This window comes from Microbacterium sp. sgz311019 (assembly GCF_056135325.1).
This window is the reverse complement of record NZ_JBWAXO010000002.1, coordinates 166172-186592: the sequence shown is the minus strand read 5'-3', so window position 1 is coordinate 186592 and position 20421 is coordinate 166172. Positions and strand designations below refer to the sequence as shown.

17 protein-coding genes are annotated in these 20421 nt (G+C 70.8%); 5 read left to right on the top strand and 12 right to left on the bottom strand.

The window, feature by feature from the left end:
• Positions 1-73: 73 nt before the first annotated feature.
• The gene (locus AC0NZN_RS03720; RefSeq protein WP_474590917.1) at positions 74-787 is read right to left on the bottom strand and encodes an endonuclease domain-containing protein; all 714 of its coding nucleotides are present in this window, start codon (positions 785-787) and stop codon (positions 74-76) included.
• Positions 788-1192: 405 nt separating this feature from the next.
• On the opposite strand from AC0NZN_RS03720, the gene AC0NZN_RS03715 reads away from it, so the two are divergent.
• Entirely contained in the window at positions 1193-2053 is an 861-nt protein-coding gene (locus tag AC0NZN_RS03715) for an HhH-GPD family protein (protein ID WP_474590916.1), read from the top strand.
• A gap of 5 nt (positions 2054-2058) precedes the next feature.
• On the opposite strand, the gene AC0NZN_RS03710 is transcribed toward AC0NZN_RS03715, so the two are convergent.
• The 5 genes from AC0NZN_RS03710 to nusA form a co-directional block, all read right to left on the bottom strand.
• Positions 2059-3345 carry a glycosyltransferase gene (locus AC0NZN_RS03710; RefSeq protein ID WP_474590915.1) on the bottom strand — a complete coding sequence of 429 codons (1287 nt, stop codon included), beginning with the start codon at positions 3343-3345 and terminating at the stop codon, positions 2059-2061.
• A 61-nt stretch (positions 3346-3406) separates the two neighbouring features.
• The gene (gene rbfA / locus AC0NZN_RS03705) at positions 3407-3838 is read right to left on the bottom strand and encodes a 30S ribosome-binding factor RbfA (protein WP_474590914.1); all 432 of its coding nucleotides are present in this window, start codon (positions 3836-3838) and stop codon (positions 3407-3409) included.
• Positions 3839-3897: 59 nt separating this feature from the next.
• Positions 3898-6669 (bottom strand): translation initiation factor IF-2, encoded by a 2772-nt coding sequence (gene infB, locus AC0NZN_RS03700; RefSeq protein WP_474591260.1) that lies wholly within the window; start codon positions 6667-6669, stop codon positions 3898-3900.
• Positions 6670-6747: 78 nt separating this feature from the next.
• Positions 6748-7020 (bottom strand): YlxR family protein, encoded by a 273-nt coding sequence (locus AC0NZN_RS03695; protein WP_474590913.1) that lies wholly within the window; start codon positions 7018-7020, stop codon positions 6748-6750.
• Between the two features lie 56 nt (positions 7021-7076).
• Complete coding sequence (gene nusA, locus AC0NZN_RS03690) at positions 7077-8066, bottom strand: transcription termination factor NusA (RefSeq protein ID WP_474590912.1); 990 nt, start codon at positions 8064-8066, stop codon at positions 7077-7079.
• 184 nt (positions 8067-8250) lie between these two features.
• Here nusA and AC0NZN_RS03685 point away from each other — a divergent pair, with 184 nt between their 5' ends.
• Positions 8251-9837 (top strand): S53 family peptidase, encoded by a 1587-nt coding sequence (locus tag AC0NZN_RS03685; RefSeq protein WP_474590911.1) that lies wholly within the window; start codon positions 8251-8253, stop codon positions 9835-9837.
• Between the two features lie 12 nt (positions 9838-9849).
• Here AC0NZN_RS03685 and AC0NZN_RS03680 read toward each other — a convergent pair whose 3' ends face one another.
• Genes AC0NZN_RS03680 through AC0NZN_RS03670 form a run of 3 tightly spaced genes read right to left on the bottom strand, consistent with a single transcriptional unit; the run spans position 9850 to position 13535 of the window.
• Positions 9850-10905, bottom strand: a complete 1056-nt coding sequence (locus tag AC0NZN_RS03680; RefSeq protein WP_474590910.1) for an LOG family protein — start codon at positions 10903-10905, stop codon at positions 9850-9852.
• Positions 10906-10962: 57 nt separating this feature from the next.
• Positions 10963-12717, bottom strand: a complete 1755-nt coding sequence (locus tag AC0NZN_RS03675; protein ID WP_474590909.1) for a proline--tRNA ligase — start codon at positions 12715-12717, stop codon at positions 10963-10965.
• A 44-nt stretch (positions 12718-12761) separates the two neighbouring features.
• Positions 12762-13535, bottom strand: a complete 774-nt coding sequence (locus tag AC0NZN_RS03670; protein ID WP_474590908.1) for an isocitrate lyase/PEP mutase family protein — start codon at positions 13533-13535, stop codon at positions 12762-12764.
• 73 nt (positions 13536-13608) lie between these two features.
• On the opposite strand from AC0NZN_RS03670, the gene AC0NZN_RS03665 reads away from it, so the two are divergent.
• Both AC0NZN_RS03665 and pcp read left to right on the top strand, forming a co-directional pair.
• On the top strand, positions 13609-15027 hold the full coding sequence (locus AC0NZN_RS03665; protein WP_474590907.1) for an RNB domain-containing ribonuclease: 1419 nt from the start codon (positions 13609-13611) through the stop codon (positions 15025-15027).
• Positions 15024-15659: a pyroglutamyl-peptidase I gene (pcp, locus tag AC0NZN_RS03660; protein WP_474590906.1), complete on the top strand. Its 636-nt coding sequence runs from the start codon at positions 15024-15026 to the stop codon at positions 15657-15659. Before AC0NZN_RS03665 ends, pcp begins: the two co-directional genes overlap by 4 nt.
• Before the next feature lie 8 nt (positions 15660-15667).
• On the opposite strand, the gene AC0NZN_RS03655 is transcribed toward pcp, so the two are convergent.
• Positions 15668-16519, bottom strand: coding sequence for an alanyl-tRNA editing protein (locus AC0NZN_RS03655; RefSeq protein WP_474590905.1), 852 nt, complete (start codon positions 16517-16519; stop codon positions 15668-15670).
• A complete protein-coding gene (gene ispG / locus AC0NZN_RS03650) occupies positions 16519-17649 on the bottom strand; it encodes a flavodoxin-dependent (E)-4-hydroxy-3-methylbut-2-enyl-diphosphate synthase (RefSeq protein ID WP_474591259.1) in 1131 nt (376 codons plus the stop codon). Before ispG ends, AC0NZN_RS03655 begins: the two co-directional genes overlap by 1 nt.
• A 273-nt stretch (positions 17650-17922) precedes the next feature.
• Between ispG and AC0NZN_RS03645 the strand changes: the two genes are divergently transcribed.
• Positions 17923-19881, top strand: coding sequence for an anthranilate synthase family protein (locus AC0NZN_RS03645; RefSeq protein ID WP_474590904.1), 1959 nt, complete (start codon positions 17923-17925; stop codon positions 19879-19881).
• Positions 19882-19917: 36 nt separating this feature from the next.
• Here the strand turns inward: AC0NZN_RS03645 and AC0NZN_RS03640 are convergent, their stop codons facing one another.
• Positions 19918-20415 (bottom strand): HNH endonuclease, encoded by a 498-nt coding sequence (locus tag AC0NZN_RS03640; RefSeq protein WP_474590903.1) that lies wholly within the window; start codon positions 20413-20415, stop codon positions 19918-19920.
• Positions 20416-20421: the final 6 nt, after the last annotated feature.

The window sequence follows — 20421 nt, the reverse complement described above, 5'->3', positions numbered from 1 at the left end:
CGAAACGCCCGATATTCGCCGGATCACCGACGTTCCGCGCAACGCACTGGCCTTCAGCACGGCGCACCGAAGTTCAGCGCTGCGAACCGACGCCCCGTTCGAGGTGCAGCCCCTGCGCGACCGCGCGCATGACCGTGTCCTGCACCTCGTGCCACCGTTCGACGACCTGGCGGTACCCCACCCGGATCACGTGGTAGCCCATGAGCTTCAAGAGTGCGTCATGGCGGTTGTCGAGCTCTCGCTGCTCTCCTGTATGGGTCGCGCCGTCGATCTGCAGGACGAGCCGATCGCCGATGAGGAAATCAACCCTGTGATCGGCGATCCAGACCTGGGGAACGATCGGGAGGCGAAGGAACCTCAGGCGGGGAGCCACGAACGACTCGAGCCCGGAATCAGACCACGGCGCGGCCTCGTCACGCAATCCGCGGGCTGCAGGGCCCAGCGACAGTCGGCGGAGAGCCTCGGCACTGACCAGCCTCTTGTTGAGCGCCGACTCCCAGACCGCGAGTGCCTCGTCGTGCGGCAGGCAGTAAGCAACGAGCGCCAGCACATTCTCGATCGGATCGACAAGGGAATCGGGATGCCGCGGCACGACCGGTGCAGACCAGTGCACGTGATGACGCGCAGACCCGACGGGCGCACGTCCATGCGATGTCGTCCCGACGTGGATCTTCGTGTCGCTCTGCAGGACCCACAAGCCGAGCCGCCTGGCCTCGGTCACGCATGTGAGAACCACACCCGTCCCCGCCGCGCTCTCGAGGAGCGGATCGATGTCGGGAACGGCCAACCATCCGTGACCTACGCGCTTCAGCTCACCTGCACCGACGGCGAGCGACTGATAGTGGGCGGAGTGTCCGGCGATCGCGAGGGAACGGGCGCGCGCGATCCCGCCGGATCTGCCAACCGCCTCGACAACCGCCTCCCGTCGCCGAATCGCGCGTGCACGCACCCGTCGCAGAGCGCGGCCTCGTGAGTTCTGTGTGGTCATCCGTCCACTGTCATTGCGCGATGCGGCGCCGGCCGCGGCATCCACTCGATCAGTGGACGGGCCGCGGCACCATCCCCGTCTGGAGGAGTCTTCCCGTCCTCGTTCGGTGATTCGGCGAAGATCGGGCATCCGGCGGCGAGACGACCGATTCCCGCCGGATTACCAACATCACCAGGGGGTGTGAGCCGCCATAGGCTGGTGCGCATGCCCGACCTCGCGACGCCTCTGATCGCCTGGTACCGGGAGAACGCGCGGGATCTGCCGTGGCGGCGGCCGGGCTTCAGCCCGTGGGGCACGCTCGTGAGCGAGTTCATGCTGCAGCAGACGCCGGTGAACCGGGTCATCCCTCATCTCGAGGAGTGGCTCGAACGCTGGCCGCGCCCCGCCGACCTCGCCGACGACCCGCCCGCCGAGGCGGTGCGCCAGTGGGCGAACCTCGGCTACCCGCGACGCGCGCTGTGGCTGCACCGCGCCGCGACGGAGATCCGCGACCGGCACGACGGCGAGGTGCCGCGCGACGTCGACGCCCTGCTCGCCCTCACCGGCATCGGCGACTACACCTCACGCGCCGTCGCCGTCTTCGCCTACGGCGACCGGCATCCCGTCGTGGACACGAACACGCGGCGGGTCCTTGCGCGCGCGATCGGCGGTGCGGCGCAGCCGGGTCCGCCCTCGAAAGGAGACCTGGCCGCCATGGCGGCGATCCTCCCCGACGACGACGCCGAGGCGGCCGTCGTCAACGCCGCGACGATGGAGCTCGGCGCCGTCGTCTGCACGGCCCGCACCCCGCGGTGCGCCATCTGCCCGATCGCCGAGGTCTGCGCCTGGCGGCTCGCCGACTACCCCGACACCGGCGACGCACGGCGCACCCAGGCGAAGTACGAGGGCAGCGACCGGCAGGCGCGCGGCGCCGTCCTGAAGGCGCTGCGGGATGCGTCGCCCCTCCCCCTCGCCGACGTCATCGCCGACTGGCCCGACGCTCAGCAGCGCGATCGCGCGATCGACTCGCTCATCGCCGACGGGCTCGCCGAGGCGCAGGACGGGATGCTGCGCCTCCCTGTGTGACCCGCTCAGGCGTCGACGGCCGCGGAGGTGCTCACGACCCCGCGGATGAGCTCCTCGAGCCCGTCGAGGCCGGGAGCCGCCGCGATCTCGGCGCGGAGCTCCCAGGCGCGATCCCGGAAGGATGCGTCGTGCAGAACGCGGTCCACGGCATCCGCGATCGACGCCTCTGCAGGGCGAGCGGTGCCGAGGTTGATGCCGGCGCCGGACCACTCGACGCGGCGGGTCGTCTCCATCTTGTCCTCGGTGTCGCCGGCGACGACCATGGGGACGCCGTGTGCAAGTGCATGGTGCAGGCCGCCGTAGCCGCCGTTCGACACGAACACGTCGACACGCGGCATGAGGGCGTCGTACGGGATGAACTCGGCCGCGCGGGCGTTGGACGGCAGCTCGCCCAGCGACTCCACCGGTGCGCCGCCGGTCGCTGCGACGACGATGACGTCGCGATCGGCCAGCGCGCGCATGGTCGGAGCGATCAGCTCCTGGAGGTCGGTGTTCGCGACCGTGCCCTGAGCGACGTGGACGACGGTGCGTCCGTCGAGATCGCCCCACCACGAGGGGAGGTCGGCCCGGCGGGACGAGGTGCCGAACACGGGTCCGACGAACCGGACGTTCTGGGCAAGGTCGCTGCGGGGGTATTCGAATCCGGGCACCGTGAGCTGGGCGAAGGCATCGGCGTGCACGCCCCAGTCGTTGAAGTAGACGTCGAGCGAGCCGCCTGTGAGCTCCCGCACCAGCTGCTCGGCGAGCTTCTGCGGCCGGCGCAGCACGACATGCCGCACGAGCGCGTTCAGCGCGCGGTTGCGCAGGTGCCCGAGAGCGCCGGAGCGCGGAAGGATGCCGAGGCCGAACGGCGCCGCGTCGACGCTGGAGAGCCCGAGCGGCAGCACGCCGCACGCGACGACCGGGATGCGCGACCGCGGATCGAGCGCCACTGCGGCTGCGCCCACGACCGTCGACTCCGTGACGATGACATCGGTGGGCACCTCGGCGATCGCGGCCTGGATCGCCCGGTACTGACCGCGTCCGGGAGTGATGAAGATCTCCTCGACGCCTCTCGCGACCCCGCGCACTCCGCCGGCCCGCTCGCGCGTGTCGGCGTTCTCGAGATGATCGACGAAGGCGTCGCCCGGCCAGGGCAGGTACTCCGCCCCGGTACCGCGCACGGCATCCGCGAATCGGTCCCCCGAGAGGAAGCGCACCCGATGACCGGACCGCACCAGATGCGCCGCGACCGCCAGCATGGGCGCGGTGTGGCCGTCGGCGACGGTCGCCGTGACGAGGACAGACAGCATCAGAACCTCCTGTGAAACGTGCTCCGGATGTCAGAGCACGCCCACCGGGGCCGTGATACGTCTACTCCTCGTCGTACTCGCGCGGCTTGACGTAGGGGTCGGCGTCGCCCGCGAAGGCGGCGGATGCGGCGATCCCCGCGACGTGCGCGTCGCGCTCGCGCGCCTCGCGCAGCAGGTCCTCGATGTGTCCGGCGTTGTCGGGCAGCGCGTCGGGGATGAACTCGAGGGTCGGGGTCAGGCGCACGCCGAGCTGGCGGCCGACCTCGCTGCGCAGCATCCCGGTCGCGGACTTCAGCGCCTCGCCCGAGGCGATGCGCTCCTCCTCCGAGCCCAAGACGGTGTAGAACACCGAGGCGTGCTGCAGGTCGCCGGTCACACGGACGTCGGTGATGGTCACGAAGCCGAGGCGCGGGTCGCGCAGCCCCTTCTCGAGGCGCTCCGCGATGAGCACGCGGATGCGGTCGGCCATGCGGGCCTGCCGTTCGCTGGGCATGTCAAACTCCTTCTCACGTGCGAGGGACGCCCACAGGACGTCCCTCGCACGAAACCAGATCAGCCGCGAGGCTTCTCCACCATCTCGGTGGTCTCGATCTCGTCGCCCACCTGGATGTCGTTGTACCTGCCCAGGCCGATACCGGCTTCGAAGTCGGTGCGCACCTCGGTGACGTCGTCCTTGAAGCGGCGCAGCGACTCGATGGCCAGGCCGTCGGCGATGACCACGCCGTCGCGGATGACGCGCGCCTTGGCGTTGCGCGTGATCGTGCCCGAGCGGACGATGACACCGGCGATGTTGCCGAACTTCGAGGAGCGGAACACCTCGCGGATCTCGGCGACACCCGACTGAACCTCTTCGAACTCCGGCTTGAGCAGACCCTTGAGCGACTGCTCGACGTCGTCGATGGCGTTGTAGATGACCGAGTAGAACCGGATGTCGACGCCCTCACGGGAGGCGCGCTCGCGCGCCTTCGTGTCGGGACGCACGTTGAAGCCGAGCACGATCGCGTTGTCGATCGTCGCCAGGTTCACATCCGACTCGGTGATCGCACCGACACCGCGGTGGATGATGCGCAGCTGCACCGAGTCGTCCACCTCGATCTTGAGGAGCGACTCCTCCAGCGCCTCCACGGCACCGGACACGTCGCCCTTGATGATGAGGTTGAGCGATTCGACCTTGCCCTCTTCGAGAGCGCGGGTGAAGTCCTCGAGCGAGATGCGCTTGCGGGCCTTGGCCAGCTGGGCGTTGCGCTCGGCGGCCTCGCGCTTCTCGGCGATCTGGCGGGCCGTGCGGTCCTCGTCGGTGACGATGAACGTGTCGCCGGCGCGCGGGACCGAGTTGAGACCCTGCACCTGCACCGGACGAGACGGGAACGCCTCCTCCACTGCGTCGCCGTTCTCGTCGATCATGGCGCGCACGCGGCCGTAGGCCGTGCCCGCGACGATCGCGTCGCCGACGCGCAGCGTTCCGGACTGGATCAGCACGGTGGCGACCGAACCGCGGCCCTTGTCGAGCTTGGCCTCGATCGCGACGCCACGGGCGTCCTTGTTCGGGTTGGCGGTGAGGTCCAGGCCTGCGTCCGCGGTCAGCAGGACCGCGTCGAGGAGCTCCTGGATGCCGGTCCCCTGGCGGGCCGAGACGTCGACGAACATCACGTCGCCGCCGTACTCCTCGGCCACCAGACCGTACTCCGTGAGCTGCTGGCGGACCTTGGCCGGATTGGCCTCGGGCTTGTCGACCTTGTTCACCGCGACCACGATGGGCACCTGGGCGGCCTGGGCGTGGTTCAGGGCCTCGACCGTCTGCGGCATGATGCCGTCATCGGCCGCGACCACGAGGATCGCGATGTCGGTGACCTGCGCGCCACGGGCACGCATGGCGGTGAACGCCTCGTGACCCGGGGTGTCGATGAAGGTGATGGCCCGCTCGATGCCGTCGTGCTCGGTCCACACCTGGTAGGCACCGATGTGCTGGGTGATGCCGCCGGCCTCGCCCGCGACCACGTTCGTCTGACGGATGGCGTCGAGAAGACGCGTCTTACCGTGGTCGACGTGACCCATGACGGTGACCACCGGCGGACGGATCTCGAGGTCCTCCTCGTTCTCCGCCTCCAGCTCGGCCTCGAGGTCCAGACCGAAGCCCTCGAGGAGCTCTTTGTCCTCGTCCTCGGGCGAGACCATCTGGATCTTGTAGCCGAGCTCGGCGCCGAGGACCTCGAAGGTGGCCTCATCGAGCGACTCCGTCGCCGTCGCCATCTCGCCGAGGTTGAAGAGGATCGTCACCAGCGTGCCGGGCTGGACGGTGTAGCCGCGCAGCGCCTCGAGCTTGTCGGCGAAGTCCGCGATGGATGCGCCGCGGCGCATCCGGATGATCTCGCCGTTGCCCTTCTGGACGTTGACGCCGCCGACGACCGGCGCCGACCGCATCTCGAATTCCTGCCGCTTCGCACGACGCGACTTGCGCTGCTTCGACTTGCCGCCGCCCTTGCCGAAGGCACCCGCGGTGCCACCGCCGGGGCCGCGACCGCGGCCACCCGCACCACCGGGCCGGCTGGCGAATCCGCCGGGCGCACCTGCGCCTGCACCTGCACCGGGACGCTGGAAGCCGCCGCCGGCACCGCCGGGACGGCCGGGGCCGCCGGGACGCTGCTGGAACGGAGCGCCGGGACGACCGCCACCGCCGGGACGACCTGCGCCGCCCGGACGCGGTGCGCCGGGACGGGGGGCGCCGGGGCGCGGAGCCTGCGGGCGCGGGATGTTGCCGGGCGACGGGCGCTGGCCCATGCCCTGTGCCGAGGCGAACGGGTTGTTGCCCGGACGCGGGCCGGCGGGGCGCTGACCCATGCCCTGCGACGAGGCGAAGGGGTTGTTGCCCGGACGCGGCGTGCCACCCGGGCGCGGGGCCTGCGGGGTGGCGGCGGCGGGACTGGGCTTCGGGCCGGGGCGACCGTCCGCAGGCGCCTGGGCGGCCGAAGCGGGAGCGGCAGCGGCCGGAGCGGCAGCGGCGGGCGCCGCCTCTGCGGCGGGAGCCGGAGCGGCGGGTGCCGCGGAGCGCGGCGCTGCGGGCGCCGGAGTCTTCGGGGCCGGCGCGGCGGGCGCGGGCGCCTTCGGGGCTGCCGGACCCGGCTTGGGAGCGCCCGCCCTGGCGGGCGTCGTCGCCGGAGTCGCGGCCGGCTTGGCCGCGTTCTCGGTCTCAAGAGCGGCACGGAGCTTGCGAGCCACAGGGGGCTCGATCGTCGAAGAAGGGCCCTTGACGAATTCGCCGAGCTCCTTCAGCTTCGCGAGCGCGACCTTGCTGTCGACGCCGTATTCGGAAGCGATCTCGTGCACGCGCGGTTTTGCGTTTGCCACAGTTCTCCTGTCTGGGGTCCACCCCAGACAGGGCAGACCATTAGTCGCGGACGGGTCTCATTTCGAGCCGTTCACTTTGTGTCCATAGCCATTCAGCCGTTTCTCGATGGTCTGCGTGTCGAGGGGACCCGACACACGCAAGGCTCGTACGAATGCGCGGCGCCGGAGTGCGGCATCCATGCACGGCACCGACTCGTGCACCCATGCGCCCCGTCCCGGGAGAACAGCGCGCTCATCGGGGACGAGCACGCCGTCGACCTGCACAACGCGCAGGAGTGAGGATCGGGGAGCACGCGTGCGACAGCCGACGCACGTCCGTACAGGAATCATCTTATCACCGGGCCGGGGTGCCCCGGACCCCCTTCACCTATTCCAGCGGCTGGAGGTCAGCTGTCCTCGAGGACGCTGTCGGGCTGGATGTCGATCTTGGCGCCGGTGAGCTTCGCGGCGAGGCGGGCATTCTGCCCCTCCTTGCCGATGGCGAGCGACAGCTGGTAGTCGGGGACGAGCGCGCGCACCGCCTTGATCGACGCATCCAGTACGAACGCCGACGTGACCTTCGCGGGCGACAGAGCGTTCGCGACGAACTTCGCGAGCTCGGGGTCGTAGTCGACGATGTCGATCTTCTCGCCGCTGAGCTCCTCGGTGACCGCGCGGACGCGGCGGCCGAGCTCGCCGATGCACGCACCCTTGGCGTTGATCGACGGGTCGTTCGCCTTCACGGCGATCTTCGTGCGGTGTCCGGCCTCGCGTGCGAGGGAGACGATCTCGACCAGGCCGTTGGCGATCTCCGGCACCTCGAGGGCGAACAGCTTGCGGACGAGGCCCGGGTGGGTGCGCGACACCGTGATCGCCGGGCCCTTGGTGCCCTTGGCGACCGAGGTCACGTAGACGCGCATGCGGGACCCGTGTGCGTAATCCTCACCGGGCACCTGCTCCTCGGGAGGCAGGATGGCCTCGACCGTGCCGAGGTCGACGTGCACCATGCGGGGGTTCGGCCCCTGCTGGACGACACCGGCGACGATGTCGCCCTCCTTGCCGCGGAACTCGCCGAGCACGGCGTCGTCGGCGATGTCGCGCAGACGCTGGCTGATGACCTGCTTGGCCGCGAAGGCCGCGATGCGACCGAAGTCGTCGGGCGTCTGCTCCTCCTCGCCGATGATCGCGCCCTCGTCGTCGGTGAGGGGCAGGAAGACTGCGACGTGACCGCTCTTGCGGTCGAGCTGTGCGCGGGCGCCCTCAGGAAGCTCGCCGTCGGCCGACGTGTTCTTCGCGTACGCCGTCAGGATGGCCTGCTCGATGATGCGCACGAGTTCGTCGAAGGGGATGTCCTTCTCCCGCTCGATCGTCCGGAGAAGTGCGAGATCGATGTCCATCAGGGCCTCCCTATTCAGCTCTCGCCGGCGCGGTGGCGCGCGGCATCCTTACGAGATTACCGGATGCCGTCCGGTCGCGATGCTGAGAGACGCCTCGGGGCGGTGGGCCGCCCCACGAACGGGGCCTGCGGCGGCACGTGTCCACCCCCTGTCGCGTGTCGGCGCCAGGGTGTACCCCGGAAGCATGACCCCAGGCGACATCCGTGACGACAGTGGACGCACGACCCGCGACGACCACGACAGCAGGCACATCCTCCCCGGCAGCGAGCGCGAGCCGGTCTCCGGCGCGACCGTCTCGGGTCCGGTCCATCCGGATGCCGAGATCGAGGCGACACTCGTGCTGAGGCGCAAGGCGGAGGTTCCGGAGTCGGTGCTCGAGCGCCCCCTCCCCCGAGCCGAGTTCGTGGAGAAGTACGGTGCGGATCCCGCTGACGCCGATGCGGTGGCAGCCGCCGTGCAGGATGCGGGCGCGAGCGTCGTCAGCGTGGATCTCGGCGAGCGCCTCGTGCGGGTCCGAGGCGCGGCGAGCGTCCTGCAGCGGCTCTTCGGCACCGACCTCAGCGTCGCGGACGACAGCGGGAACAGCTTCCGCCAGCGCACTGGGCCGCTGCTCGTCCCGGAGGGCCTGCACGAGCGGGTCACGGCGGTGCTCGGGCTCGACGACCGCCCGCAGGCGCAGACCCACTTCCGGGTCTTACCCGAGGCGGCGGCCGCCGTCAGCTACACGCCCGTGCAGGTCGGGGCGATGTACCGTTTCCCGCCCGGCACCGACGGCTCCGGGCGTACCGTGGCGATCATCGAGCTGGGCGGTGGATTCGCCCAGCCAGATCTCGACGCCTACTTCTCGGGACTCGGCATCCACCCCACCCCCACCGTGACCGCGGTCGGCATCGACGGCGCGACCAACCAGCCGGGGCAGGATCCGAATGGCGCCGACGGGGAGGTGCTGCTCGACATCGAGATCGTCGGGGCGCTCGCCCCCGCGGCGCACATCGTCGTCTACTTCGCCCCGAACACGGATGCCGGGTTCCTCGATGCGGTCGCCGCCGCGGCGCATGCGACCCCGACCCCCGACGCCATCAGCATCAGCTGGGGACAGAGCGAAGACGCCTGGACCGCTCAGGCGCGAACCGCGATGGACGGCGCGTTCGTGGATGCCGCGGCCCTCGGCGTGACGGTCACCGCCGCCGCCGGCGATGACGGCAGCAACGACAACGTCAACGACGGCTCCCCGCACGTCGACTTCCCCGCATCCAGCCCCCACGCGCTGGGGTGCGGCGGCACCACGCTGCACGGATCCGGCAGCACGATCGCGTCCGAGACCGTGTGGAACGACGGCGCAGGCAAGGGCGCCACAGGCGGTGGTGTCAGCGATGCCTTCCCCCTGCCGTCCTGGCAGAAGGCCGTCGGGGTGCCGGCCAATCCCACCGGGTCGGCCGGCCGGGGGGTGCCGGATGTGGCCGGCGACGCCGATCCGCAGACGGGCTACAGGGTGCGCGTCGACGGAGCGGACGTCGTGATCGGCGGCACGAGCGCGGTGGCTCCGCTGTGGGCCGCGCTGGTCGCTCGGCTCGTCCAGGCCACCGGCACTCCGCTGGGGCTCGCGCAGCCGAAGCTCTATGCGGGTGCCACCTCCTCCGCGACCGCGGCCGGCTTCCGCGACATCACCTCCGGCAACAACGGCGCCTACGCGGCGAAGGCAGGGTGGGATGCCTGCACGGGCCTCGGCTCCCCCATCGGCACCGCCTTGCTGCAGCGCCTGGGCGGGTGACCCGCTCGGGGCTCACGTGGGGGCGAGTCCCACCGACGTCGCGTGCACCGACGACTCCAAGGCGTTGATCGCGCCGATGAGCCGGAACAGGTCGCCCACGCGATGCTGGTCCAGGGTCAGGGCGATGCGCGGCAGCTCGAGCCGATCGTCGTCCTGGACCTCGGGCGGCAGCGGGGCCGTGCGGCGGATCGAGCCCGAGGCCAGGAGGCCGTGGAACCGTTCGTCGAGCATGCGGATCTCGGCATCCGTCGGCTCGGCCTTCAGCCGCAGCACGAGGGTCGTCCCGACCCACCGCAGAGAGTCGTAGTTTCGCCAGAAGCCCGTGATCTCCGCCGCGGCCGCCTCGACGGAATCTGTGATGAGAACGCGGTCGAGGTCGTCACGCGCAATCAGCCCGGCAGGGACCAGCTCCGCGTCGACGAAGCGGCGCAGTCCGTCCCAGTACGTGCCGCCCGGACGATCCAGCAGCACGATCGGCACCGGCTCCGCCTTGCCGGTCTGCTGCAGCGTGAGCAGCTCGAAGGTCTCGTCGAGCGTGCCGAACCCGCCGGGCAGGCTCACGAAGCCGCGCGACTCCTTCATGAGCATGAGCTTGCGGGTGAAGAAGTACTTCATCGTCACGTGGTTGGGGTCGGCGGCGACGATCGCGGTGGGCTTCTCCTCGAACGGCAGCCGGATCGAGACGCCGATCGACAGCTCCGGACCTGCTCCTTCCGCGGCCGCCTGCATGATGCCGGGCCCGGCTCCGGTGACGACCATCCACCCGAGGCGCGCCAGGGATGCCGCCACCTGCTCGGCCTGCGCGTACAGCGGGTCGTGATCCTTCGTGCGGGCGGAGCCGAACACCGTGACCATCGACGCGCCGTCGTAAGGAGCGAACAGCCGGAAGGCGTTGCGCATCTCCTCCACGGCAGCGGCCGTGATCTTCAGGTCGAGCCGCTCCGTGCCGTCGCGCCCGAGCTCGAGTCCGGTCGCCAGGATGCGGCGCACCAGGCTGCGATTCGCGGTGATGCCCTCTGCATCCAACAGTTCGTCGATGCCGGCGCGCAGCGGGTCGGTGTCGCTCATCACCCCACCCTTGCACCATTCGCCCGGGGCGGGCTGAACGAACGGGAACGGCGCGCGTCAGGGGCGCAGGGCGTGGAGCGCGTCGTGGACCGAGACGACGTCGCGCTCGCCGCTGCGGCGGTTCCACAGCTCGACCTGGCCGTCGGCCGCGCCGCGGCCCACGATGACGATGCGCGGCACGCCGATGAGCTCGGCGTCGGCGAACTTCACGCCGGGCGAGACCTTCGGGCGGTCGTCGTACAGCACCTCGAGGCCGCTGCGCTCCAGCTGCGCCGACAGGGACTCGGCGAGCTCGTAGGCCACCGTATCCTTGCCCGTCGCGATGACGTGCACGTCGAACGGCGCCACGGCGTCCGGCCAGACAAGGCCCTTCTCGTCGTTGTTCAGCTCCGCGATGATCGCGAGGATGCGCGTCACGCCGATGCCGTACGAGCCCATCGTGACCGTGACGAGCTTGCCGTTCTCATCGAGCACCCTGAGCCCGAGCGCGTCGGCGTACTTGCGGCCGAGCTGGAAGACGTGGCCGATCTCCATGCCGCGGGCGAGCGTCACCGGGCCCGAGCCGTCGGGAGCCGGGTCGCCTTCGCGAACGGTCGCCACCTCGACGAACCCGTCCGCCGTGAAGTCGCGGCCGGCCACGAGCGAGTGCACGTGCTTCTGGTCGATGTTGGCACCGGTGATCCAGCTCGTGCCGTCGACGACGCGCGGGTCGAGGAAGTAGCGGATGCCGGTCGCGGACTCCTCGCCGAGGATCGCGCCGGTCTGCGACCACGGTCCGATGTAGCCCTTGACGAGCAGCGGGTTGTTCTCGAAGTCGGCCTCGGTCGCCGGCTCCACCTCGGCCGGGGCGAACGCCACCTCGACGCGCTTGTCGTCGATGTCGCGATCGCCGGGGATGCCGACGACGACGATCTCGCGGGTGCCGTCGAGGTGCGTGAGGGCGAGCACGACGTTCTTGAGGGTGTCGGCCGCGGTGTACTCGCCGTCCAGCACGGCATTGCAGTGCGCGACGAGCGTCTCGATCGTCGGAGTGTTCGGCGAGTCGAAGATGACCGGAACGGGAAGGCCGTCGAACGGGATGGGATCCGGGGCGACCGTCTCGAACGCCTCGACGTTTGCCGCGTAGCCGCCGGGCGAGCGCACGAACGTGTCCTCTCCGACCGCCGTCGGGTGCAGGAACTCCTCGCTGCGCGAGCCGCCCATGGCGCCCGCATCCGCCTGCACGATCACATACTCGAGCCCGAGGCGCTGGAAGATGCGCTCGTATGCGTCGCGCTGCGCCATGTACGAGGCATCCAGTCCGCCGTCCGTGTGGTCGAACGAGTACGCATCCTTCATGGTGAACTCGCGGCCACGCAGGAGACCGGCGCGGGGGCGCGCCTCGTCGCGGTACTTGTCCTGGATCTGGTAGATCGTCAGCGGAAGGTCCTTGTACGACGAGTACAGGTCCTTCACGAGGAGCGTGAACGCCTCTTCGTGGGTCGGTGCGAGGAGGTAGTCGGCATCCTTGCGGTCCTTGAGGCGGAAGATGCCGTCGCCGTACTCGTCCCAGCGGCCGGTCGCCTCGTACGGGTCGCGGGGCATCAGCGCCGGGAAGTGCACCTCCTGGGCGCCCGCGGCATCCATCTCCTCGCGGATGACCTTCTCAAGGCGCGCCTTCACCCGCAGACCCAGTGGCAGCCACGCGAAGATGCCCGGCGCCTGGCGGCGGATGTACCCGGCGCGCACGAGCAGGCGGTGGCTCGTGACCTCGGCGTCGGCGGGGTCTTCACGGAGCGTGCGGAGGAAGAAGTTCGAGAGACGGGTGACCACGAGCACCAAGTCTATTGATGCGCGGTCACCCGTCCCGACGACGATCAGTTCAGGGCGCGCGTGCCCTCGGGGATGACGCCGCCGGCGTACAGGCCGGCGGCGACGTCCTGAAGCGCGGTGAGTGCGACGCGCTGAGGCAGCGGGCCGTAGGAGATGCGGGCGACTCCGAGCTCTTCGTACTCCGTCGAGGTCGGCGCGCCGGGGATGCCGATGACGCTCATCTTCCCGCGGCCGATCCCCTCGACGAGCCGTGCCGTGATCCCGGCATCGAGCATGCCGGGAACGAAGACGCAGGTGGCGCCCGCGTCGAGGAAGGCGCGTCCGCGCTCGATGGCGTCGGCGATCGAGTCCTCGACCGCCCGGTCACGGGCCCGCGCGAACGCGTCGGTGCGCGCGTTCAGCACGAAGGGCACGCCCTCGGCCTCGCCGGCGCGCACGATCGCCTCGACCGTGGCCACCGACTCGGCGAGCGGACGCAGTCGATCCTCGACGTTGGCGCCGACCACTCCGACCCCGATGGCGCGCCGCGTGGTCTCCCCCGCGTCGTCGTACCCGTCGTCGAGGTCGGCGGTCACCGGCAGATCGACGGCCGCCGCGATGCGGCCCACCATGTCGAGCATCACGTCGCGCGGGATCGCGCCGTCGGCGTACCCGAAGCTCGACGCGATGGAGTGCCCGGCCGTGGCGATGGCCGTGGTCTCGGGGAGCGCGGCGACGGCCCGGGCGGACACGACATCCCAGATATTGACGACACGAAGGATCTGCGGTGCGGCGTACAGGCCGGCGAGGGTCTGCGCCTTCTCGGATGGGGTGCTCATGCGACCACGCTATCCATCCGGTGCCGTGCCCGGCGCCCATCGGGGTGTCGTGCCCGGCCCATAGTCTGGCGGGGTGCCTGACCGTCGCGCGCATCTGACCGCCTCCACCGCGCAGGGCTCGCTCGCGGACGCACTGGCCGCCCTCCGCGCGTCGCTCGGCATCCCCGATGCCTTCCCACCCGATGTGCTCGCGGAGGCGGATGCCGCGACCGCCGCGCCGCCGGACCTCGACCTGCGCGACATCCCGTTCGCGACGCTCGATCCGCCCGGCTCGCGCGATCTCGACCAGGCCTTCCAGCTGGAGCGCGTCGGGTCCGGGTGGCGGGTGCGGTACGCGATCGCGGACGTCCCCGGTTTCGTGCACCCCGACGGCGTGATGGATGCCGAGGCCCGCCGTCGCGGGCAGACACTCTATGCGCCCGACGGCACGGTGCCCCTGCATCCCGTCTCCATCAGCGAGGGCAAGGCCTCTCTGCTTCCCGGAGAGGACCGCCCGGCGTTCGTGTGGACCGTCGAGCTCGACAGCGCGGGGGCGGAGACGTCGCATCGGGTGGAGCGGGCGTGGGTGCGCTCGCGCGCACAGCTCGACTACCCCGCCACGCAGTCCGCGCTGGATGCGGGCGCGGACACGCCGGCTGCCCTGCTGCCGGAGATCGGCGAAGCCCGCCTCGAGCAGGAGCGGCTGCGGGGCGGCGCGAGCCTCAATCTCCCCGACGAGGAGATCACGCGGGACCAGTCGGGCGCCTACTGCATCGAGCGACGCCGGACGCTGCCCGTCGAGGATTGGAATGCCCAGCTCTCGCTGCTCACGGGGATGGCCGCCGCGTCCCTCATGCTCGAGGCCCGCGTGGGGATTCTGCGGACGATACCGGCGCCGGACCCGCAGGCGATCGCCGCCTTCCGCGCACGCACCGCGGCGCTCGGGGCGCCCTGGACCGAAGCCCAGCCGTACGGCGAGTACCTGCGCCGTCTCGACCGCGGCGATCCCCGGACCCTCGCCGTGCTGCAGGCCGCGGCATCCCTGTTCCGCGGCGCCGGATACGCCGCCTTCGACGGCGACCCGCCCGCCGACCCGATGCAGGCGGCCGTCGCGGCGCCCTACGCGCATGTGACCGCTCCGCTGCGCCGGCTCGTCGATCGATGGGGGCTCGTGGTGTGTGCGGCCGCATCGGACGGCGGCCGCGTGCCGGACTGGGTGCGGGCCAGCCTCCCGCTCATCCCGCAGCTGATGGCGGACTCCACCAGACGCGCGTCTCAGCTGAGCTCCGGGTCGCTGAACCGGGTCGAGGCGGCCCTCCTGCGCGACCGCGTCGGCGAGCGGTTCTCGGCGGTCGTCCTCGAGGTGTTCGAAGGCAAGGCGCGGGTGCAGCTCATCGATCCGATCGTCACCGCATCGTGTCACGTCGGTCCGTCCGTGGCCGCGGGTACGACCATCGAGGTGACGCTGCTCGCCGCAGACATCGCGACAGGGACGGTGACCTTCACGTCATGACGACCGTGCTGCTGACCGGATTCGAGCCCTTCGGGACGGATGCCGCGAACCCCTCCGGCGACGCGGTGCGGGCCGTCGCCCGACGCTGGAGCGGAGCGGAGGACCTGATCGTCGAGGTGCTGCCGGTCACCTTCCAAGGCTCGGCGGCTCGACTCGCGGAACTGCTGGCCGATCACGATCCGGACGTCGTCATCGGCACAGGGCTCGCGAGCGGCCGCTCATGCATCTCGGTCGAGCGTGTCGGCATCAACCTCATCGACGCCCGCATCCCCGACAACGACGGCGACCAGCCGGTCGACGTACCGTGCCTGCCCGGTGGGCCGGCGGCCGTCTTCGCGTCGCTGCCGGTCAAGGCGATCGTGCGGGATGCCGCGGCCCGCGGCATCCCGATCGAGACGTCGCTCAGCGCCGGGTCGTACGTGTGCAATCACGTCCTGATGCACTCAGGCGCCTGGGCCGACACGCTCGGCAGACGCGCCGGGTTCATCCATCTGCCGTGGGCGACCGGTCAAGCCCCTGCCGGCGAGCCCGAGCTTCCGCTCGAAACCATCGTCCAGGCGCTCGAGGTCGCCATCCGGACGAGCCTCGACGTCGTCGAGGACATCGCCGTGCCAGGCGGCACGCTCAACTGAGGCGCTCCTCAGGCCGCCGGGACCGCCGTCGTGGTCATGACGAGCAGCTGCGGGTCGGAGAGGTCGAGCGATACGCGGATCGACGCGAACTCCGCCAGCGAGGCGACATGCGTGCCGCCGCACAGGAAGCCCACCTCGCCCTCCGGCAGGACGCACCGCCACGTGCGGCGGTCGACGATCGTGGGACCCTCGACATCGATGCGACTCGCGCCCCCCGCCGCCACCCACGCGGCCAGCAGCGCATTGATGCGCTCCTCGCGCTCGTTCAGGGTCGCGGCGAGGCCGTCCGGATCGAAGCCGGCCCGGCGCAGGCTCTTGCCGAGCCGGTACTCGTCGACGCTGCCGTCGCCGTGGATACGGCTCGACTGGTTCGCCCGGCCCTCGAAGTCCGGGTTGCCGAGCGGATCGGTCCCGGGATCCTTGCGCCACAGGTCGGCGAGCGCCGCATCGAGGGCGAGGGATGCCAGGTGGCACGCGGTGTGGCCGCGACTGAGGCCCGCACGCTCGGGACCATCGACGACCGCCTCGGCCTCGAGACCCTCCACGAGCCAAGCCGGGACCGGCTCGGCGAGGCGGTGCCCGACGAGCCAGGTCCAGCCCTCGGCACCACGCTTGACCGGGATGTCCGCGCCGACGGCGAACTCGCCTTCGTCAGAGACCCCGGCCATGACCGCCTCGGTCACTCGCACCGATTCGTCACCGGAGCGCAGGAGACCGGCATCCCCGGGCTGATCCGGCCAGGTGTGGTCGACGGGGTGGAAGGGCGTTGCATCCAGCACGACGATGTCGGCGTCCACGCGCTCGACTCGGCCCTTCCCTTCGAGTGCGCCGGACGGGAAGGTGACGACCGTGCTCGGCATCAGGCGGTCACGACCTGGGCGGTGCCGGTCGCGGCATCCGGTCCCATCTCGTCGGCGATGCGGTTCGCCTCCTCGATGAGGGTGGCGACGATCTCGGCCTCCGGGACGGTCTTGATGACCTGTCCCTTGACGAAGATCTGCCCCTTGCCGTTGCCGGAGGCGACGCCGAGGTCCGCCTCGCGCGCCTCGCCCGGTCCGTTGACGACGCATCCCATGACGGCGACGCGCAGCGGGACCGTCATGTCCTTCAGTCCCTCGGTCACCGCATCGGCGAGCGAGTAGACGTCCACCTGTGCACGGCCGCACGACGGGCACGAGACGATCTCGAGCTTGCGCTCGCGGAGGTTCAGCGACTGCAGGATCTGGTGGCCGACCTTGACCTCTTCGGCGGGCGGCGCGGAGAGCGAGACACGGATGGTGTCGCCGATGCCCTCGGCGAGGAGGATGCCGAACGCGGTCGCGCTCTTGATCGTGCCCTGGAAGGCCGGACCCGCCTCGGTGACACCGAGGTGGAGCGGCCAGTCGCCGCGCTCGGCCAGCAGGCGGTACGCCTTCACCATGACGATCGGGTCGTTGTGCTTGACCGAGATCTTGAAGTCGTGGAAGTCGTGCTCCTCGAACAGCGACGCCTCCCACACGGCGCTCTCGCACAGGGCCTCAGGCGTCGCCTTGCCGTACTTCTCGAGCAGTCGAGGGTCGAGCGAGCCGGCGTTGACGCCGATGCGCAGCGATACCCCCGCCGCCTTGGCGGCCGCGGCGATCTCTCCGACCTTGTCGTCGAACTGTCGGATGTTGCCGGGGTTGACGCGCACCCCTGCGCAACCCGCATCGATCGCCTGGAAGACGTACTTCGGCTGGAAGTGGATGTCTGCGATGACGGGGATCTGGCTCTTCGCCGCGATGATGTGCAGCACATCCGCGTCGTCCTGCGACGGGACGGCGACGCGCACGATCTCGCATCCGGATGCGGTGAGCTCGGCGATCTGCTGGAGGGTCGCGTTGATGTTCGTCGTCGGCGTCGTCGTCATCGACTGGACGCTGATGGGGGCATCGCCTCCGACGAGCACCTTCCCGACCCTGATCTGACGGCTCTTTCGTCGAGGAGCGAGGACTTCCGGCACGCGGGGCATCCCGAGATTCACTGCTGGCACGCAGTCCAGCCTACGACCCGGGACCCCGCGCGGGACTGCATGCTCGGCGACCTCCGAGCCGCGCGCGTCGAGGTGCCGTCACACGCCACGGGCCGGCATCACCGGTCTGATATCGTGACCGCATGTCCGCGAACCGTTCCTGGTGGCCCGCCTCGTAGGCGGCGTGTTCGCGTTCCCAGACACAGACCGCCCTCAGGGCGGTCTTGTCGTTTCGGCGGCCGCTCCCGCATCCGAGCACTGACGGAAGAACCGATGAACCTGCAAGATCTCGTCGCGAGCGACACGCCCTTCGCCCTGATCGCCCGCGACCCGGACACTGTCGAGCTCCTCACCGGCGAGGTCGTCGACGTCGATCTCCTCGCGGACATCCCTCTCATGGTCCCCACGCCCACTCCACACGGCGCTGGCGCGCCGCGCGGAGCCTCCGGGCGCGTGGGCCCCGCGACGGGCACGGCGCGCGAGGTGCTGGCACTGGTGCCGTACCGGCAGGTGCGCGAGCGCGGGTTCGTCTGCCATGACGACGGCGCACCGCTGCGGTGCCTCGTGGTCTCGGACCACGTGCGGATCCCCCTCCCGGAGGCTCTCGCGCAGCTTCCGGCGGAGCCCATCCCGCTTGCCGACGCCGGCTTCGACATCGCCGACGAGGAGTACGCCGACATCGTGCGGCGGGTCATCGCCGACGAGATCGGTCACGGCGAGGGCGCCAACTTCGTCATCCGCCGCGACTTCACCGCGCGGGTCGACGCCGATCCCCGCCTGGCCGCGCTGACGTGGTTCCGTGCGCTGCTCACGCACGAGCGCGGCGCGTACTGGACGTTCGCCATCGTGACTCCCGGCCATGTCGCTGTGGGCGCAAGCCCGGAGGCGCATGTGAGCGCGCGCGACGGCGTCGTCACGATGAATCCCATCTCCGGCACCTTCCGCCACCCCGCCGGCGGCGCGACGCCCGAGACGCTGACCGAGTTCCTTGAGTCGACCAAGGAGACCGAGGAGCTCTTCATGGTCGTCGACGAGGAGCTGAAGATGATGAGCGCCGTCTGCTCCGACGGCGGCCGCATCACCGGGCCGCACCTCAAGGAGATGTCCCGCCTCACCCACACCGAGTACATGCTGCGCGGACGCAGCCGGCTCGACCCGCGCGACATCCTGCGCGAGACGATGTTCGCCCCGACCGTCACCGGCTCGCCGATGCAGAACGCCTGCACGGTGATCGCCCGCCACGAGGCCACCCCGCGTGGCTACTACTCGGGTGTGGCCGCACTCTTCACCCCTCGCTTGACGCTCGCCGCGGATGAGGCGACGCACGATCTCGATGCGCCGATCCTGATCCGCACCGCCTACCTCGTCGGCGATCGCCTGCGCGTGCCGGTCGGGGCCACTCTGGTTCGCCACTCCGACCCGTACGGTGAAGTGGGCGAGACGCACGGCAAGGCCGCCGGTGTGCTCGGCGCGATCGGCGCCGTCCCCCGCGACCCGGCGAGCGAGCTGCCGGCCGCCGGAGCCGACGACGACGACGCGCCCGCCCCGCGCACCGCCCCGTTGGCGGACGATCCCGACATCGCCCGGCTGCTCGCCTCGCGCAATGGGCGGCTCGCCGCGTTCTGGCTGAACCCGCAGGGCGGGGAGGGCCCGGGCCCGTTCCTCGGCCGGTCGGCTCTCGTCGTGGATGCGGAGGACCGGTTCACGACGATGCTCGCCCACCAGCTGCGTCACCTCGGTCTCGAGGTCGAGATCGCGCCCTGGACGGAGGTCACCGACGAGCAGCTGGATGCAGCGGATCTCGTCGTCTCGGGCCCCGGCCCCGGCGACCCGCGGGACGCGTCGAGCGCGCGCATCCGCCGCATGCAGGAGGTCGTGTCGCGCCGGCGCGACACCGACGCACCCCTGCTCGCGGTCTGCCTCAGTCACCAGATCCTCGCCGACCGGCTCGGCATCGAGCTGGCTCCGCTCGATGCGCCCCACCAGGGGCTGCAGAAGACAGTGGACATCTTCGGGACACCCGCATCCATCGGCTTCTACAACACGTTCACCGCGCGCGTGGCCCCCGGAACCAGTCACGTCGCCGATGCCGAGGTGGCAGCCGACGCCGCTGGCGACGTGTATGCGCTGCGCGGCCCGCACTACGCGTCTGTGCAGGGGCACCTCGAGTCGATCCTGTCACGCGACGGCATGGACACTCTCGAACGCCTGGTCACGCACGCCCTGGCGTGATCACCGCGCCGCGCGTCGAGAGCCTCCGATGAGCCCTCACGCCGCGAGTTCGAGGTAGGGCTCCCAGCGCGGATCGGTGCGCTCAGTGCCGCGCACGGTCCAGTGCGCGCCCTGCGGCGGGCGGGGTGTCAGCCGCAGGTCCCACCCCATCTCCTGCGGCGTCTTATCGCCCTTCACGTTGTTGCAGCGCAGGCAGCACGCGACGAGGTTCTCCCACGAGTCGGCACCGCCGCGCGAACGTGGCAGGACGTGGTCGATCGTCGCCGCGGCCTTGCCGCAGTATCCGCAGCGGTGGGCATCGCGACGCAGCACACCGCGCCGTGTGACCGGCACCCGGCGTCCGCCGGGCAGTCGCACGTAGCGGGTGAGCAGGATGACGACGGGTCTGTCGTAGGAGCGTTGGGTGCCCCAGACGGGGTCCTCCTCCATGCGCTCGACGATCGTCGCCTTGTCGTTCATGACGAGCACGAGGGCTCGTTTGAAGGAGACGATCGCGAGCGGCTCGTAGCCCGCATTCAGCACCAATGTGCGCATTCCTCT